General features: G+C 52.1%; 14 protein-coding genes. 5 read left to right on the top strand and 9 right to left on the bottom strand.

Annotation, left to right across the window (positions count from 1 at the left end; all coding sequences use genetic code 11):
- Positions 1-72: 72 nt before the first annotated feature.
- Positions 73-270, bottom strand: coding sequence for a hypothetical protein (locus ACN0YH_RS16365; RefSeq protein ID WP_417380649.1), 198 nt, complete (start codon positions 268-270; stop codon positions 73-75).
- A gap of 7 nt (positions 271-277) precedes the next feature.
- On the opposite strand from ACN0YH_RS16365, the gene ACN0YH_RS16370 reads away from it, so the two are divergent.
- Complete coding sequence (locus ACN0YH_RS16370) at positions 278-3,421, top strand: DUF1553 domain-containing protein (protein ID WP_417380650.1); 3,144 nt, start codon at positions 278-280, stop codon at positions 3,419-3,421.
- A gap of 2 nt (positions 3,422-3,423) precedes the next feature.
- The gene (locus tag ACN0YH_RS16375) at positions 3,424-4,884 is read left to right on the top strand and encodes a DUF1501 domain-containing protein (RefSeq protein ID WP_417380651.1); all 1,461 of its coding nucleotides are present in this window, start codon (positions 3,424-3,426) and stop codon (positions 4,882-4,884) included.
- Between the two features lie 44 nt (positions 4,885-4,928).
- Here ACN0YH_RS16375 and ACN0YH_RS16380 read toward each other — a convergent pair whose 3' ends face one another.
- Complete coding sequence (locus ACN0YH_RS16380; protein ID WP_417380652.1) at positions 4,929-5,423, bottom strand: hypothetical protein; 495 nt, start codon at positions 5,421-5,423, stop codon at positions 4,929-4,931.
- Positions 5,424-5,559: 136 nt separating this feature from the next.
- The gene (locus tag ACN0YH_RS16385; RefSeq protein ID WP_417380653.1) at positions 5,560-6,582 is read right to left on the bottom strand and encodes a DUF1559 domain-containing protein; all 1,023 of its coding nucleotides are present in this window, start codon (positions 6,580-6,582) and stop codon (positions 5,560-5,562) included.
- 401 nt (positions 6,583-6,983) lie between these two features.
- Here ACN0YH_RS16385 and ACN0YH_RS16390 point away from each other — a divergent pair, with 401 nt between their 5' ends.
- Positions 6,984-7,556, top strand: a complete 573-nt coding sequence (locus ACN0YH_RS16390) for a hypothetical protein (RefSeq protein WP_417380654.1) — start codon at positions 6,984-6,986, stop codon at positions 7,554-7,556.
- Positions 7,557-7,660: 104 nt separating this feature from the next.
- Here the strand turns inward: ACN0YH_RS16390 and ACN0YH_RS16395 are convergent, their stop codons facing one another.
- Positions 7,661-8,449, bottom strand: coding sequence for a hypothetical protein (locus tag ACN0YH_RS16395; RefSeq protein ID WP_417380655.1), 789 nt, complete (start codon positions 8,447-8,449; stop codon positions 7,661-7,663).
- Between the two features lie 196 nt (positions 8,450-8,645).
- Entirely contained in the window at positions 8,646-9,140 is a 495-nt protein-coding gene (locus tag ACN0YH_RS16400) for a hypothetical protein (RefSeq protein ID WP_417380656.1), read from the bottom strand.
- A gap of 479 nt (positions 9,141-9,619) precedes the next feature.
- Between ACN0YH_RS16400 and ACN0YH_RS16405 the strand changes: the two genes are divergently transcribed.
- Entirely contained in the window at positions 9,620-11,089 is a 1,470-nt protein-coding gene (locus ACN0YH_RS16405) for an amidohydrolase (RefSeq protein ID WP_417380657.1), read from the top strand.
- Positions 11,090-11,100: 11 nt separating this feature from the next.
- Here the strand turns inward: ACN0YH_RS16405 and ACN0YH_RS16410 are convergent, their stop codons facing one another.
- A complete protein-coding gene (locus ACN0YH_RS16410) occupies positions 11,101-11,790 on the bottom strand; it encodes a protein-L-isoaspartate(D-aspartate) O-methyltransferase (protein ID WP_417380658.1) in 690 nt (229 codons plus the stop codon).
- A gap of 123 nt (positions 11,791-11,913) precedes the next feature.
- Here ACN0YH_RS16410 and ACN0YH_RS16415 point away from each other — a divergent pair, with 123 nt between their 5' ends.
- Positions 11,914-13,392 carry a sulfatase gene (locus ACN0YH_RS16415; protein WP_417380659.1) on the top strand — a complete coding sequence of 493 codons (1,479 nt, stop codon included), beginning with the start codon at positions 11,914-11,916 and terminating at the stop codon, positions 13,390-13,392.
- Between the two features lie 12 nt (positions 13,393-13,404).
- Here the strand turns inward: ACN0YH_RS16415 and ACN0YH_RS16420 are convergent, their stop codons facing one another.
- The 3 genes from ACN0YH_RS16420 to ACN0YH_RS16430 form a co-directional block, all read right to left on the bottom strand.
- Positions 13,405-14,292: a sugar phosphate isomerase/epimerase family protein gene (locus ACN0YH_RS16420; protein WP_417380660.1), complete on the bottom strand. Its 888-nt coding sequence runs from the start codon at positions 14,290-14,292 to the stop codon at positions 13,405-13,407.
- 49 nt (positions 14,293-14,341) lie between these two features.
- Positions 14,342-15,358 carry a 3-deoxy-7-phosphoheptulonate synthase gene (gene aroF / locus ACN0YH_RS16425; RefSeq protein ID WP_417380661.1) on the bottom strand — a complete coding sequence of 339 codons (1,017 nt, stop codon included), beginning with the start codon at positions 15,356-15,358 and terminating at the stop codon, positions 14,342-14,344.
- 360 nt (positions 15,359-15,718) lie between these two features.
- Positions 15,719-16,654 (bottom strand): hypothetical protein, encoded by a 936-nt coding sequence (locus tag ACN0YH_RS16430; RefSeq protein WP_417380662.1) that lies wholly within the window; start codon positions 16,652-16,654, stop codon positions 15,719-15,721.
- Positions 16,655-16,816: the final 162 nt, after the last annotated feature.

The raw sequence follows: 16,816 nt of genomic DNA on the forward strand, positions 1-16,816 counted from the left end.
GCAGGTGTTCCTTGGTTGGAAACACTTGCGGGTTTCTGCGGTTTCTACGTCTGATGCCGTGAACAGTTCGAATCAGCGTGGCAATTCACCTGAGTCAAATGAAATGCTCCGCTCTGCCTGATTCGTACCTTGACAGGCGTTATTCAGAGGCTTTAAGATCGATAATACGATCCGTTTGCTGGGACCCACCTGTTCTCCCGGACCATGATGGCATGTTCCGGTTCTTAAGAGACGCACCAGGATCGAATTCAGCTGAAAAACACAGGGCATGATAAGTATGCGTACCCTTTCTCTACGACACTGGCTGCCTCTGTTGGCCGTTGGTATCTCGTGTCTGACACTGTTTGCGGATGAGAAGCAGCCGGCTCCCGCAGTGAAAGCCGATGCGACGGTCGACTTCAGTCGGGACATTCGTCCCATTCTGTCCAATAACTGTTTCTTCTGTCACGGACCGGACGAAAAACATCGCGAAGCCGATCTGCGTCTGGATACCAAGGCTGGCGCTTTTGAATCGGCGATTATTCCCGGTAATCTCAAAGCGAGTGCGCTGATCGAACGCATCCTGTCGGATGATCCCGACATGCAGATGCCGCCCGCAGAGTCTGGTAAAAAACTGAAACCGGCGGAAATCGAACTGTTAAAGCAATGGGTGCAGCAGGGGGCTGCGTGGCAGGAACACTGGGCCTATATTAAACCAGAACGGGCGGCTCTGCCGGAAGTCAAATTAAAAGACTGGCCGCAGAATGAGATCGACTATTTCGTATTGGCGCGCCTGGAAAAAGCAGGCTTGAAACCTGCGAAGCCCGCCGACAAACGGACGCTGGTGCGACGACTGTATCTGGATCTGCTGGGACTACCTCCTGGGAAAGAGGAGGTCGAACGGTTTGTGAAATCGGACGATCCCCGTGCTTATGAAAAACTGGTTGATCGTCTGCTGGAAACACCTCAATATGCAGAGCGGATGACACTCAAATGGCTGGACCTGGCCCGCTATGCGGATACGAACGGGTACTCGATTGACGGCGGACGCCATATGTGGATCTGGCGTGACTGGGTGATCGACGCCTTTCATAAAAATAAACCCTTTAATGAATTCATCACCGAACAGATTGCTGGCGACCTGTTACCCGATGCGACGGACTGGCAGAAAGTAGCGACCGGTTTTAACCGCAATCACATGATTACCCATGAAGGAGGGACGATCCCCGAAGAGAATCTGGTCAACTACACCGTCGATCGGGTGAAGACTACATCCGAAGTCTTCATGGGGCTCACCATGGGTTGTGCCCAGTGTCACGATCATAAGTACGATCCGATTACGATGCAGGACTTCTATCAGTTCTTTGCGTACTTCAATCGGCTGGAAGACCGGGGGCTGGATGGAAACAGTGGCGTGAACGCCGGACCGAAACTCTCGGTGAAAACAGAACTCTCGTTTGCCCGTGAGGAACTAAAAACGCTGAAGACGGAATTGAAGCGTTTACAGGCGGAACTGGATCACCCGGATGAAGCCGCGATGCGTAACTGGGAAGTGGCGACACAGCAGCAGTTGGCCGAACGGGGAAAAAATCTCAAATTGCATGAACTGGAGATCGTCAAGGTTTCCGATCCGAATACCCGCTCTGACTTTGAGACCAGTGAAGAGGGGCACATTCTTGCTCTGGCGGCCAGCGGGCGTTCGCCTTCGATCTCGCTGAAAGTCAAACCAGGCGTCGATCAACTGACGGGCCTGCGGATTGTTTTCTATCCCAATGAAAAACTGCCAGAAGGGGGGATCGGACATGGCAAGAAAGAGTCGTTTCCCGGTGGTTTCATTCTGACGAGCCTGGCTGCTTCGGGAACAGCCATTCACTCGGATCAGCTTGACCTGTATTCCATTTTTAATATTGCGAAGATCACTGCCAGTGAGTCACATCCCGATTATCCGGTACAGGACTGCCTGGATCCCCGCGATCATAACGGCTGGTCACCCGCGCCCCACAATCAGAACCAGCAGCATCTGACAGTGACCTTTGAGAAGCCTTATGAAACAAAAGATTCACAATATATTACCGTGATGCTGGTCTGGGGCGGGGGGAAATTTGGGGGACGTCAGGCTTTGATGGCTGGTGACTACCAGGTATTCGGGATTTCAGGCGTTGATGATGGCACGACAATCCCGAAAGCGATCCAGGCGATTCTGGCTGTCGAACCAGCCAAACGTGATGCGAATCAGCAGGCAGCACTCAAAGAATATTACAGTCTGATTGCACCCGAACTGAAAAACACGCGGTATCAACTGACGAACCTGCAGGAACGCCGCCAGATGCTGACGGAATCGTTCGAAACGATGGTGATGAATACGGCTGCGAAACCTCGCGAAACGTTTATTCTGAATCGGGGGCAATATGATCAGCCGACAGTGAAAGTCAGTACGGGGGTGCCGGGTTTTTTACCGGGCTTGCCTGAGCAGAATCCTGGAAACCGTCTGGCATTAGCGAAATGGTTGACCTCGCGGGACAATCCGTTGACGACGCGCGTGGCGGTGAACCGGTTCTGGGAAATGCTGTTCGGACAGGGAATCGTTTCGACGACGGCGGACTTCGGTTCGCAGGGAGATCCTCCCACGCATCCCCAGTTGCTGGACTGGCTGGCGGTCGAATTTTATGAGCAGGGTTGGGATGTGAAACACCTCCTGCGGAAGATTCTGCTGTCGGCGACTTATCGGCAATCATCAGCGGGCACACCCGAACTCTGGAAGGACGATCCACAAAACCGGTTACTGGCCCGCGGTGCCCGGTTCCGGTTACAGGCGGAAGTGATTCGAGATGCGACGCTGGATGTTTCCGGTCTGCTCGTTGGGCGGGTAGGGGGAGCGAGTGTGAACCCGTATCAGCCCGAAGGTTTGTGGCGAGAAGTCAGTCACTACGGCAGTTCCCCGGCGACGGCGCAGGTCTTCGTGCAGGATCATGGCGAGAAGCTGTACCGCCGGAGCATGTATACCTACTGGAAACGGACTGTGCCACCGCCGAATATGCAGACCTTTGATGCGCCGAATCGGGAAGTCTGTCTGGTAAGTCGCGCCCGTACTAATACGCCGCTGCAGTCACTGGTTTTACTGAATGATGTGCAGTTTGTAGAAGCCTCCCGCAATTATGCAGAACGCATCATGAAAAAAGGGGGCGACGGGATTGATTCACGTATTCGTTTTGCCTATGAGGAAGCGTTAGGGCGACCACCTGAAGAGTGGGAACTGAAAACGGTTCGGGCCGCCTACCAGCGAGAGTTAAAAAATTACCAGTCAAATGAACGTGCGGCTGTGGCGCTGTTGAATCAGGGGGAATCGCAGCGAGATCAAGGTCTGCCAGTAGCGGAAGCGGCTGCCTGGACGACTGTGGCGAGCATGATTTTTAATACCTACGAATTTATCACACGGGGATAAACATGGATCCTGTTTTTGAATACGAACGCAATGTGACCCGTCGGACGCTGCTCGGTCGCTCGGCCCGCGGCATCGGTGGTGCGGCGCTGGCGAGCCTGCTGCAGCCGGAGTTGTTTAACGGGAATGCGCAGGCAGAAACTGCCATTCCCGCAGGTGTGAAGAAGATCGCTCCCAAAGCGAAGCGGATCATTTATCTGTTTCAATCGGGCGGGCCTTCGCACGTCGATCTGTTTGATTATAAGCCCATCTTGAAGAAGTTGCACGGCACGGATCTGCCTGACTCGGTGAAGGGAACGCAGCGGGTGACCGGGATGACGGCGCGGCAGAAATCGTTTCCTGTTGTGGCTCCCTTCTGGGATATGAAACAGTGTGGTCAGCACCAGACCTGGATCAGCGAGCGGTTGCCTTATACTCAGACGATTGCCGATGACATTACGATTGTGAAGTCGGTGCATACCGAAGCAATCAATCACGATCCGGCGATTACGTTTATCAACACGGGTTCTCAGCAGATCGGGTATGCGAGCCTGGGTTCGTGGCTCAGTTATGGGCTGGGCAGTGAAAACGAAAATCTGCCCGCTTATATGGTGATGCTGTCGCAGGGGACCGGGAAGAACCCCGGGCAGCCGTTGTTCGATCGCCTGTGGGGATCAGGGTTTCTGCCTCCCAGTCACCAGGGGGTCAAACTGCGTCCAGGTTCGAGCCCGGTATTGTATCTGTCGAATCCGGCGGGCATTGATCGCAAACAGCGACGCAAACTGTTAGACGACCTGGCAACGCTCAATCGGGGACAGGCGGAAGAGATTGGCGATCCGGAAATTCAGGCACGGATCAATTCGTATGAGATGGCCTATCGCATGCAGACCTCTGTCCCAGGTTTGATGGATCTTTCGAGTGAGACCGAAAAAACATTCGAACTGTACGGTCCTGAAGTTCGTAAGCCGGGGAGCTTCGCTGCGAACTGCCTGCTGGCCCGTCGGATGTCGGAGCGGGGTGTGCGATTTGTGCAGCTGTTTCACCGCGGCTGGGATCAGCATGTGTCTCTCAAGAGCCAACTGCCGAACCAGTGTCTGGACGTGGATCAACCTTCAGCCGCGCTGGTTAAGGATCTGAAGCAGCGAGGTCTGCTGGATGAGACGCTGGTGATCTGGGGGGGCGAATTCGGTCGCACGGTCTACAGCCAGGGTAAGATCGGCAGCCCGAGTTCGGGCCGCGATCATCATGGCCGCTGTTTCTCGATCTGGATGGCCGGCGGTGGGATCAAAGGGGGTTTCGAATATGGGAAAACGGACGATTTCTGTTACAACATTGTCGAGAACCCGGTTCACATTCGTGATATGAACGCGACGATACTGCACTGCATGGGCATTGATCATCGACGACTGACCTACCCGTATCGTGGCCTGGACGCGAAATTGACGGGCGTGGAAGAGGCCCACGTGGTACAGGGGATCTTAAGCTGATCGTTGTTATGTTTACCAGGGGTCTGATGATTGAACCATGATGGTTACATGCGCTTGAGTTCGATTTTCAAAGACTCGTTATTCCCGTTCGGGTCTATTTTTACTGTGACCGGTGATTTGGTTGCATCTGAATAGACGGGTGGGATGATGTCTTCTTTTTCCACAACTTGAATCGGCTCTGTGACTTTTGTCCCTTCCGCTTGTCCGTCAACGGGCATGGATTCGGTATCCGGTTCCTGTGAAGTGGACTGGAAAATTGTCACACGGAATTCTCCGGCGGCGGAACCATCTCCCTCGCCATAGGTTGACATCACAAAGGATCCATCTTCATTGATCGTTCCGCCGGCGGCCTTGCCTTTTTGAGGGGAAAGCGGGACAAACGAGATCGCTCCGCCTCCGGCCATCGGCTTTCCATCGTAGAGCACTACGCCACTTGTGGGAAAAACGGGTACATTACCGTCGTTACCGCAGCCAGTCAGGGTGGAAGCAAGACTGAGCAGCAGGCAAATCTGGGTGAAGTGAGGATTCCGGAAGATCATGATATTGCTTTATGCTGAATCGGATTCAAACTGAGTTCACGATAAGAATGACTCAGTAGAAACTGAAAAGGTAGACAGGCAGTATTGAATGGTCCTGTTTTCAATACTGCCTTAAGAAGACGATGGAAAGTTCCCTTTAAAAGTTTTCGATTACTTCCCGCCCGCCGCGTGTGCTCAACGCCTGCCAGAGTGTCATGTCGATATTATCTGAGAAAAATCTCACCGAACCATCGGCCATGGCTCCTTGAACTCCACCGGCATGATAGCTGCGTGCTGCCGAGTACATTTCGGTATAAGGTGACCCGATCTGGATACAGGGCATTCCCTCGTCGGGGTAGCTGCGACAGCCCCAGATCCCGTCTGGTGTGGAACTGTTCGGGCCGGTCTGAGTACTGAAAATGTTTGCCCCCATCACTCCATAAGGCCAGGTGCCTCGAGTATCCTGACTGGAGGGGCCGGATGAACTTTGCAGTCGAAACTTCAGTTCGCTCAAAGCCAGCGTGTTGGTAGTACCGTCTTTAATATCTCGAATGGAGATACTGGAATTATTCCCGAAGATGCCACCAATTTTTGCATCATTGGTATGCACACGACCATACCCGGCTTTCCCGTAGTTGGCTGCATAATTACCCCGGCCCAGATTTTCCAGACCGGTTCCATTACCAAACTGTTCTCGATTCACCGGATGTGATGGACACAACATGGCGTTGTACGGTTTACTGCCAACCTCCATGCCTTGCGAGGTGTAGGTTCCATTCCCCAGCCAGTCCTGCACTTCGTTGCGCTCATTGGCGATGGTCATGAAATCATCGAACATGGCAGACTGCTCAAGGTTAGCCAGGATCATCAGGATCCAGGAACCCCCGATGGCGACAGCCCCTGATCCATGGGCTCCATTTGGATTATCACCCGCACCATTGACGGAGCCGGGGGGAAAAACATCATAAGTCGAATGGTAGTTCTGTAATGCGAGTGCGAGTTGCTTTAGATTATTCTTACAGGACGACCGTCGTGCCGCTTCCCGTGCCTGCTGGACTGCCGGAAGTAACAAGGCGACAAGGATCGCGATAATGGCAATAACGACCAATAGCTCGATCAAGGTAAATGCATGACGACGATGTAACCGGGAAATGTAACGGCAGAAAGAAGAGCTTTGCATCTTGTGTTCCTTGTTACTTGGATCAGTATAAGAGAAGAACCAATAAAATGAGAGAATCAGATGTGTCAATCTGTTTCAATCGGAAATGCCTATTTTCTGTAATGCACGATAATTGTTCGATTAAACTATCTACCCGATTCCAGACGTTCAATCTCATTCTGGGTAAGTCTGTTTTTATTCATCGATCATTAATCCGATGTTAATCTAATGCTGACACATCAGGCAGAAATTCGGTGAAATGAAACGTATTGCAGAAAAAGAGGGTTCTGGGCTACATTACGCGCAGAGGGGATGTCATACTCCTGATACGGTCTGGATGGGATTTGGTGCATAACGTGTTGTTGTTTATGTACTTGTGAAAGAAAATGCTGCCGTTATCGGGTTGAACAAGGAAGTGTTTCATGCTGAATCTGTCGTTGCGCCTGCTGTCGGGAGGCGTACTGTTGCTGCTGTGTCTTTCAGCGTGTATTCCGGTTCCGATGACGACCCCTGAACTGTATCGGCCGCTCTCTTATTTTGATCCGGTAGATAATATCACGGAATATGAGAATCAGCTGGCCCGCTTCAACGTGGCGATTGAAGCGGATGCGACCGACATGGATGCCCGTTTTGCCCGTGCCTTGCTTTATATGGGCGTGGGAAAATATCTGCCTGCAGAAGATGATCTGACCGCGGCGATTAAGTTGGCGGATCGACGTCCCGGTTACAGTAAAGAACGTCTGGCATCCATCTACGTGCATCGGGGATTACTGCGTTGGAACGCCGAGCAGATTGATCTGGCGATTGCCGATTATTCGCGGGCCATTGAACTGGATCCGGAAGACTGGGAAGCATATTTCCATCGCTGGCAGGCTTACAATCATCATGAGGAAGCGGAGAAAGCCGAGCAGGACCGGGAGCAGGGCATGAAACTTAAGCCCAGCGTCTTCAAGAAAGAGTACGTGTTACGCTATGACGGGATCGTGCTGAATTAATCGACCACGAACAGGGGGGACTGGCCTGTGCAGATTTCCTCTGGAACCTTGTGACGAGTGAAGATTCACTCTGCTGCGGTGATCGTGTGGTTCACGTTTTCGTCTCAGTTGACCAGCCTGTATTTTTTCCATCTATTGCGGTGAATGACGTATTCGGTGATGCCTTGACTGGTGACTTCAAGGAGCCGCTTGCCGTTTCTCATATCGTAGTACTGTTCATAGTCATCATCGTAGAGGATGAGCGCTTTCAGCGGGCCTTTGGGGGTCAGCGGGGAATCGACGGGCTTGCCTGTTTTTATGTTTGCTTCAGGCAACTGAACGTTCAGGGGCGGGACATTTTTGCCCTGTTCCTGAGAATGATTGAGCGCAGCGGGGGTTTTTACGAAGGCACAGTACGAACCTGCGTTGATGAATTTTTTCATTTCCTCGCGCCAGTTTTCATTATACTTGACGGCAATTTTCCAGCGCTGCCAGTCGTGGTCTGCATTGTAAAAGAAAATGCTCAGGCTGTTGATCTCATTGAAGTTCTCCAGATTCGGGAGCCCCTGTTTAGTCCCGGGGTTCTTGACGACTTTTTTGGGCACGAGTCTGATTGGCTGCCTTTGACGAATATAAGAGTAGGCTTTGCGGATATTCTGTGCCAGTTCTGAATTCTGTTTGTCCAGCTTGAGTTGCGAATAGCCGGCGTAACCGCAAAAGGCCAGTTCGCAGATATAGTTATAGTTAAATACCGGTTCGGGTTCCTGCTCCTGTTGTTTCAGATCTTTCAGTCTGAGTTTTGAGGGAAAGAAAGCGTCGTCCGGAAGGAAATAGTCATTCGTGGCGTCTGCAGGAGAAACCAGTGTCAGCAGGCTGAGAAAGACGACCAGGCAGATGAGTTGTATTGTGCGCATGGAACAACTTTCTTACTGAACAGAGTAGGTGGGAGACATCGTTGCCTGACTTCATCTTGTCGATTCTTGATCGAGTATGCAAGAAGATTCTGTGCAGAGTTATGCTGACTCCAGATGAGAGAGACGGAGAACCGACGATGCTGAAGTTCAGAATTCTGTCAGCCGTATCTGAACCTATTGTTATCGTGCTGGTTTTTCATGTAGGGGATGTCTCGCACTTTGGATATGATTGACCAGTGCCTCGGTAATAATCTTTGAGGATCACTTCTCGTGTGGCATCGAGTTCTTCGTCTGACATGTTCCGGATTTTTTCCGGAGTCAAGTTGTGCGTCCAGCGTTTCCGCTTATTTTGGGAGGGGCAGTCCAGTCCCAGCAACTTGTCCATACGTTCGCGGCAGCGGATCTGTTCGCGTTCGGAAAGATTCGCATTATTGAGTTTATACAGATAGTACTGAAACGACTGGGCACGCAGTTCTTCAAAGGGGATGGTCAGGCTCTCGACCATTTCACGGCGGGCACGTGTGATATAGCGTTCGACCGAGCGGGGAGACAGCTGATACTCTTTGCTGATGACACGTTTGATATCGGAAGGGTGCTTGTGCAGGCCAAGTAATGTTTTGATGGCCTGGAGCAGTTGGTGACGCTGTTCACGAGAGATGCGAGTTCGTGGTTGGGAGGAAGGTGTGGTCATGTTTTTATTCCCTGTCTGAAAAAAGAAAACAGATTGTGCGATGGAAAAGATCATGCAGGTCGGCTCGAGCAGGTCAACTGCAATAGTGCGCCTGATTGACGTCGGATTGGATGAGCCAGGGAGGAACAGTGGTATTCAAATGCAGAAAACTTGCACGAAAAGGGTCCGAAAAGTAATGAAGCAATCTGCAGTGGTGCGTCGAAAACAGGTGATTTTCAGCTGTATACAGCGGCCAGACCAGTTATCAGAGTTTTACTGGTTCAACCTGTGCATTGCGTTGAAAAACAGGCTATGCGCGCGACGCTTAACTGCGAAGTCTCTGCGGCAGCGCGACGGCGTCAAGTCGATTTCTTTCACTGGTCCACGTTTCACTGTTCAACGTGAAGTGCACAGGGAATAGAGATGACAACCTGCGCAGGCTTTGGTAGTCTGAAATGATCCCTTTTCATAAATGCGTTCCGTTTTCGGAGAGAAAGACCATGATGCGAGCGAACTTTGTGATAGCAGTCGGCTGTGTGTTTCTGCTGGCCCGCTTTGTCCAGGCAGATGAGAAAGCACCAGAGAAACTGAGTGTCCCTCAGCAGACGGCCGTTGATGATATCGTCAGGCGAGCGGAAGATCTGAAAGCGGTGAATCAGTCGATCTGGAATTACGCGGAAGTTGGTCTGCAGGAAAATCAGTCCTCCCAGTTGCTGATTGAGAAACTGAAGCAGGATGGGTTTACGGTGAAAAGTGGTGTGGCTGATATGCCAACCGCGTTTGTGGCCAGTTATGGCAGCGGAAAACCTGTGATCGGGATCCTGGCGGAATATGATGCGCTGCCCGGCCTGTCGCAGAAGACGGTTCCTTTTCGCGAATCTCAGACAGAGGGAGGCGCAGGGCATGCCTGTGGTCACAGTGGACTGGGAACAGCAGCGCTGGGCGCAGCGCTGGCGGTGAAAGAGTCGATTGACAAGCATCATTTGAAAGGAACCGTGCGTCTGTATGGAACGCCGGCGGAAGAGACCGGACTCGGAAAAGTTTACATGCTGCTGGACGGGCAGTTTAAGGATCTGGATATCTGTCTGCACTGGCATCCTTCGAATAGCACCAATGTGCATCTGGGGAGTTCGAAAGCACTGGTTTCCGTGAAGTTCACCTTCACGGGTCTGCCTGCGCATGCTTCGGTGAGTCCTGAGAGTGGCGTAAGTGCGCTGGACGCTGTCGAGCTGATGAATACCGGTGTGAATTATATGCGTGAGCATGTGAAAGAAGATGCGCGGATGCATTACGTGATTATCGACGGGGGAGGCCAGCCAAACGTGGTGCCCGCGAAAGCGACCGTCTGGTACTACGTGCGGGCAAATACACATGAGGATCTGGAGCGGAATTATCAATGGGTGGTGGATATTGCCAAAGGGGCGGCGTTGATGACGCGGACGAAACTGGCGGTGCAGGTTGACACGGATAATCACGAGTTGATCCCCAATACACCCTTGTCGGAAGTGATTCACGGGAAGTTGATGACGATTGGTCCCCCTGAATTTTCTGAAGAAGAGAAAGCGTTTGCCCGCCGGATTCAACAGCCACTCATTGAGGAGTTCGGTCAACAGTTTCCAGTAGCGATTGACAGCCGGGTGCATACGTTGCTGGAATCAAAGACATCCTCAAAGGGTTCTACCGATGTAGGGGATATCAGCTGGCATATTCCCACCGGGGGGGTGCGAACGACCTGTTTTGCTGCGGGGAATCCGGGACACAGCTGGCAGAATGTGGCCTGTATCGGTTCTTCGATTGGTGAGAAGGGAATTCTGTATGCGGCTCAGGCGCTGGCAGCAACGACCGTTGAGTTGATGGAGAACCCTGAAATCGTGACGGAGGCCAAAGCGGATTTTGACCAGCGGATGAAAGACCGTAAATATATTACCCTCATTCCGAAGGGGCAGAAGCCGCCGGTTAAAATCCGGTAACGAGTGGCCGGTTATTCGGGACGATCAGATGGGTGGCCGAATTTACCGATCAACGGAACGAAAACAAAGGCTCCCAGGACTTCTTCTGCAAGATTTCCGTTGCGGAGTGTGAAACGGTACATGCGCTGTCCGGTTGAATCGGAGCCGAGGGGGATGATGATTCTACCTTTCTCTTTCAGCTGGGCCAGATAGGGTTCGGGCAGCTGTTCTGCTGCAGCGGTGACGATAATGGCATCGAAGGGAGCTGCCTGAGGCAAGCCGAGCGTGCCATCATCGGTGTAGACGTGGACATTGTCATAGCCGAGTCGCTGCAGTCGCTCGGTGGCCTGAATGGCGAGTTCAGGAATGCGTTCGACGGTATGAACTACACTCGCGAGATGTGAGAGGACGGCGGCACCATATCCGGAGCCCGTGCCGATCTCAAGGACGGTTTCTTTTCCGGTCAGCTTTGCTGCTGCACACATGAAGGCGACAGTATAGGGCTGGGAGATTGTCTGGTGACAATCGATGGGGAGTGCGGAATCGTTGTAGGCAAAACGCTGCGATTCGGGGGAGACAAAGTATTCCCGGGGGACGCGTCCGATGGCTTCCAGCACGCGGGGATCAGTGATATCCCTTTTGCGGAGTTGCTGCTCGATCATCGTCTGCCTGGCAGTAACGAAGTTGTCATTGCTCTGAAGGTATTCGGAATCACTGCTCATGAGAGTACATTCCCGGAAAAAGTGGCTTGGAGTTCTAAGGAAAATACTGTTTCAATCTGTTATAATTCTATTGTGTCAAATTAAGGTCACTTCGTACATCCTTTTTGGAGACGTTATTAAATAATGTGGATTCGTATTATTGTCTGCTGTCTCGTTTTTGTAATGGGCTCTCTGGTTGAAGTGAGCCGGACTACAGGAGCTGAATCTTCCGGGAAGTCACAACCCAATGTGCTGTTGATCGCGATTGACGACTTGCGGACCGAACTGGGGTGCTATGGCCTGTCTCATGTGCAGAGTCCGTCGCTGGATCAACTGGCGTCGGAAGGAGTCCTGTTTACGAATCATTTTGTGCAGGTTCCTACCTGCGGTGCTTCGCGCTATGCTCTGCTGACGGGACGCAGCCCACAGAATTCAGGAGTGACACGTAACAACAAGGCGTTTTACCAGGGAGCCTCCGCTTTGTCTGCAAAACAGACAGCCGGGGCGCAGACGATGCCGGAACTGTTTCGGCGGAGTGGATACCAGACGACGTGTATCGGAAAGATCTCCCATACGGCGGACGGTCGGGTCTTTGAGTATAACGGGAATGGGGATGGGCGTGACGAATTGCCTCACGCGTGGGATGAGCTGGCGACGCCCTTTGGTTCCTGGAAGCGGGGCTGGGGGATCTTTTTTGCGTATGCGAACGGACGCAGCCGGGAGGATGGCAGCGGCATCCGGGACCTGATGGAGTTCAAAGTAGAGCGGGACGAAGAATTACCCGATGGTCTGCTGGCGCAACAGGCGATTAAGAAACTGCGGGAATTCAAACAGGGGGAGCAGCCTTTTTTTCTGGGACTGGGATTCATCAAGCCACATTTGCCGTTTGTCGCGCCCAAACAGGACTGGGAGGCGTTTGAGAATGTAGAAATCCCACCGGTCCCCCATCCGGAGAAAGCAGAGTCGGCGTACTGGCATAAGAGTGGCGAGTTTTACAATTATGATATGGAGTTTGAGAAAACCCGCCCCTTGTCGCGCGAGTCGCGGGAGAATGTACGGCGCGGTTATCTGGCGTGTGTGCGTTATACTGATCGACAGGTGGGAAAAGTCTTAACGGCTCTGGATGATCTGGGGTTGCGCGAGAATACAGTTGTGATTGTATGGGGTGATCATGGCTGGTTTCTGGGTGATTCGGCTTTGTGGGCCAAGCATGCACCGCTGGAGCGGGCGTTGAAGAGTACGTTGATGATCCGCGCACCCGGTGTGTCGGAAGCAGGATTGAAGTCAGCGGCGTTAGTGGAGACTGTAGATATCTATCCGACGCTGATTGATTTGTGTCAGCCTGCATTTCGACAGACAGAGTATCCCCTGGATGGAAAGAGTCTGAAACCGATTTTGACCGGTGAGGAGACAGAAATCCGCGAAGCAGCACTGAGTTACTGGAATAACGCGGTGAGTGTGCGCACACAGCAGTATCGTATGACGGCGAGCATGAAACAGGGGGAACCGACCAAAATTGAGTTATATGATATTACTGAAACGCCAGATCCGGTTGAGGATTTAACAAAGTCACAATCGAAGGTTGTGAAAAAATTGATTGAGTATCTTCCCAGACAGAAGTGAGTTTCAGGTCACTCAGAGCAGATGCGTTTTCATCCAGGTCAGGTATTCGCTGGCGTATGCGTTCAGGTTGTCGAGGCTGCCTCCGCCGCGGATGGGGGAGCACATTTCGTAGGTCGCGATGCCTTTGAAGCCGCCTTCTTTCAAGCCGTGGAAGAACGCAGAATAATCGATGAAACCCGTACCAAATTTGACAGCGCGGACCAGGTCCGGCTCCTGTCGCTGGTAGTTAATGAGATCGGGCTGGTAGGCGAAGCGGGGGAGTTTAATGTAATCGGCGTTGGTCGTGATTGCGGTGTGGGGTGCCAATTTGCGAGCGGCATCGAACAGGTTTTCGCCGCGAAGTGCAGGGGACCAGGCATCGAAGCCAAGTTTGCAGTTGGGACGGTCAATGTCAAACAGGAGTTCGAGCAGGGCATCGGAGTGGACGCCGACATCGTGATGGTTCTGAACAGCGATTGTGACATTGTATTCCGCGGCCCGGTCACAGCATTCCTGTAGTGCTGTGACCGTCTGGTTCCAGAGCGCCTGTGGAGTATGCCGGGGAGAATCATAAGAGGTAAAGATGCGAACCGTCGCAGCACCGAGCTGGTTGGCGATTTGCGCGAGCTGCTGGACGTATTGAATCTGCAATTCGATCAGGGGGACTTCCGTTGCAGCAGAGCCTGCAAAATCGGTATAGCCGCCGATGATTGCACATTGAATCTGATGATATTCGAGAGCCCCTTTGATGGAATCGGTCAGTTCCGGAGAAGTATCAAGGGGGGCCAGATGGGGGCGTTTTCCCATGAGCATCACGGAATCGTAGCCCAGTTTTGCAGACTGCGCGATGAATTCGTTCAAGCTCAAGGCATGCTGTCCCCAGAAACCGGCATAACTGACTGAAAAAAGGCAGAGCTTCATGAACGGACTCCCGGGAACAGGTTGCTTCGAAAGATTGTAGACGACTTGTTTATCCTAATTCTTTTCCAACGGCTGCTGCTACTTTGCGGCAGAGTTCCATCGTTTCTGAGAAGGCTTCCGGTGTGAGTGACTGGGCGCCATCGCTCACGGCACGAGATGGGTCCGGATGAACTTCCAGGATCAGTCCATCACAGCCGGCTGCGATCGCAGCGGCACACATGGGGGGGACCAGACTGGCGATGCCGGTTCCATGACTGGGGTCGATGACAACAGGCAGATGGGTGCGTTCATGCAGGTAGGGGACGGTGGCGAGCGGGAGTGTGAAGCGGGTATGTGTTTCGAAAGTTCGCACACCTCGTTCGCAGAGTATGACCTGCTGATTTCCCTGATCGAGGATGTACTCAGCGGCGAGCAGGAATTCTTCAATTGTTGCGGAAGGGCCGCGTTTAAGCAGGACTGGCAGACGGGTTTCCCCCACAGCCTGCAGGAGATGGTAGTTTTGCATATTGCGGGCACCAATCTGCAGGACGTCAGCGTATTGGCATAACAGATCTACATGGTTTGGTGTCATGACTTCGGTGACGACAGCGAGACCGGTTTCTTCGCGAGCCATCGCGAGGAGTTTAAGGCCGTCCTCTTTCATCCCCTGGAATGAGTAGGGGCTGGTGCGGGGTTTGAAGGCACCCCCACGGAGGCCGGTGGCGCCCGCGGCTTTGACCTGGTGAGCGACCTGCAGGATTTGTTCTTCACTTTCCACAGAGCAGGGGCCAGCAATTACGCCGACATGGGAACCACCAATTTTGAGATTGCGCGTGGTCACGACAGTTGGTTCTGGTTTGGTTTCTTTACTGGCGACTTTATAAGCGGCGATGATCGGCACGACTTTTTCGACTTCAGCACAGGATTCCAGCTCTTCCTGATGTCCATCGCGTTTGACACCTGCAGCAGCGATAACGGTGCGTTCTTCACCGACAATGACGTGGGCTTTCAGTCCCATTTCTTCGACGCGTCTGACCATGGCCTGGACCATCTCAGCAGTAGCATTTGGTTTCATTACAACTATCATGGCGTTGACTCATTTCTAATTCAGTCTCAGGGAATAAAAAAAGCCCTGTAACCAGTGAGGTTACAGGGCCAATCGATTTCAGGGTTTGTTCATCAAATATGAACGGTATCTATTCGATCGGTCAGGTAACCTGTTCCGGTAAACCAATAGCTCAAAAAGTGCCAGGCTGTAAAAAAAGACAGCCGCACGAAATTAAAGCTAAAAGTACCAGACCGACGTGTCACGGAGAAACTCCAAACAGGAGAAAATCAGATTTCTATTAAATTTCCACTAAAGGAAACAGCATAGGTAAATCATACTCCTGCGGAACAAATTAAGTCAACCGAGAAATTCAAAAGTTTCTTAATGGGTCTGGACGGCTTAGAAATGAGGGCCTTTTGAAGTTCGCTTATGGAGATGTGAAAAACTGATTCCCTGGTTTGGGGAACTGGAGTTTATTTGCTGCTGTTGTTTTGTTGGTTTGAAGTGAGGGGGATTGTGATCGTTCGAGGAGGTGTGTGGTAACAGTGTACGAAACAGTTCGGGAACTTGATCGGGGTGAGTTTCAGCGGCAAGTCCACTGCGTGCGATGCGAATGTGCTGGATTGATTTCATCATTGCAGACTGGTGGAAGCATTCTGCAGGATAGCAGGCCATGACGGCTGCCAGCATATTTTCCCAGTGGTCACTGCTTTGACTGGTCAGTCCGGCCGGGAATGAAATGCGTAACCCGGCTGTGATCAGGTCCCAGGTCTGCACGGGGGAAGGGGCATTCAGGTTTGAAGACTGGTCTTCGCCAAAATCGCGGGAGCGATCCGGATCGTGGGCAAATTCCTGCATGTTGTATCGCAGTACAAACTGGCCCAGCATCAGATCGGTCCAGCGTTCGATTGATCGTCTCGTGCGATTAATTCGTTTGAGAGCATCAAGGCTTAGATGATTTTCAGCCACCATCACAGCGAGCACGACCCGTTTCAGATCCAGAAATGCCAGGAAGAGACTACGAGAGATCGGTTCGGCCTGACATTGCTTTCGCTTTTGATCTGCTGCAGCAAGAACCGTGGTGACGACCCGCATCAGCATTTCTTCGGCGAAGAAGTCTTTGAAAATGACTTCGAGTTCAGCTTCAGAAAGATCATGAGGAGTATCAGATTGCGCCAGCGGTTCAAGAACACGTCGACGTTGCTTTAGATGTTCCTGGCCATGAAACCAGATGTCACAGAGAACATCGGAAGAAAAGGGAGTTGTTCCTTCAATGAGAGCGAGACTTTGAGATGCAATGACTGCTGCGATTTCTGCGGTAATTTGCGAATTCAATGGAATGCCGTTCTGCCTTGAGAGTGAAATGACCCGGAGCCTGGGATTACGAAGAATTCCCAAACTTTCTCTGGCAGGCTAAACGCAAAAGGAATACCACTTTGACGTGGAAAAGAAAGTGTGTCCCTAAAGGCTATATATTGAATGGTTTATGAATTAAGC

The sequence above is a fragment of the Gimesia sp. genome (genome assembly GCF_048262075.1).
Taxonomy (GTDB): Bacteria; Planctomycetota; Planctomycetia; order Planctomycetales; family Planctomycetaceae; genus Gimesia.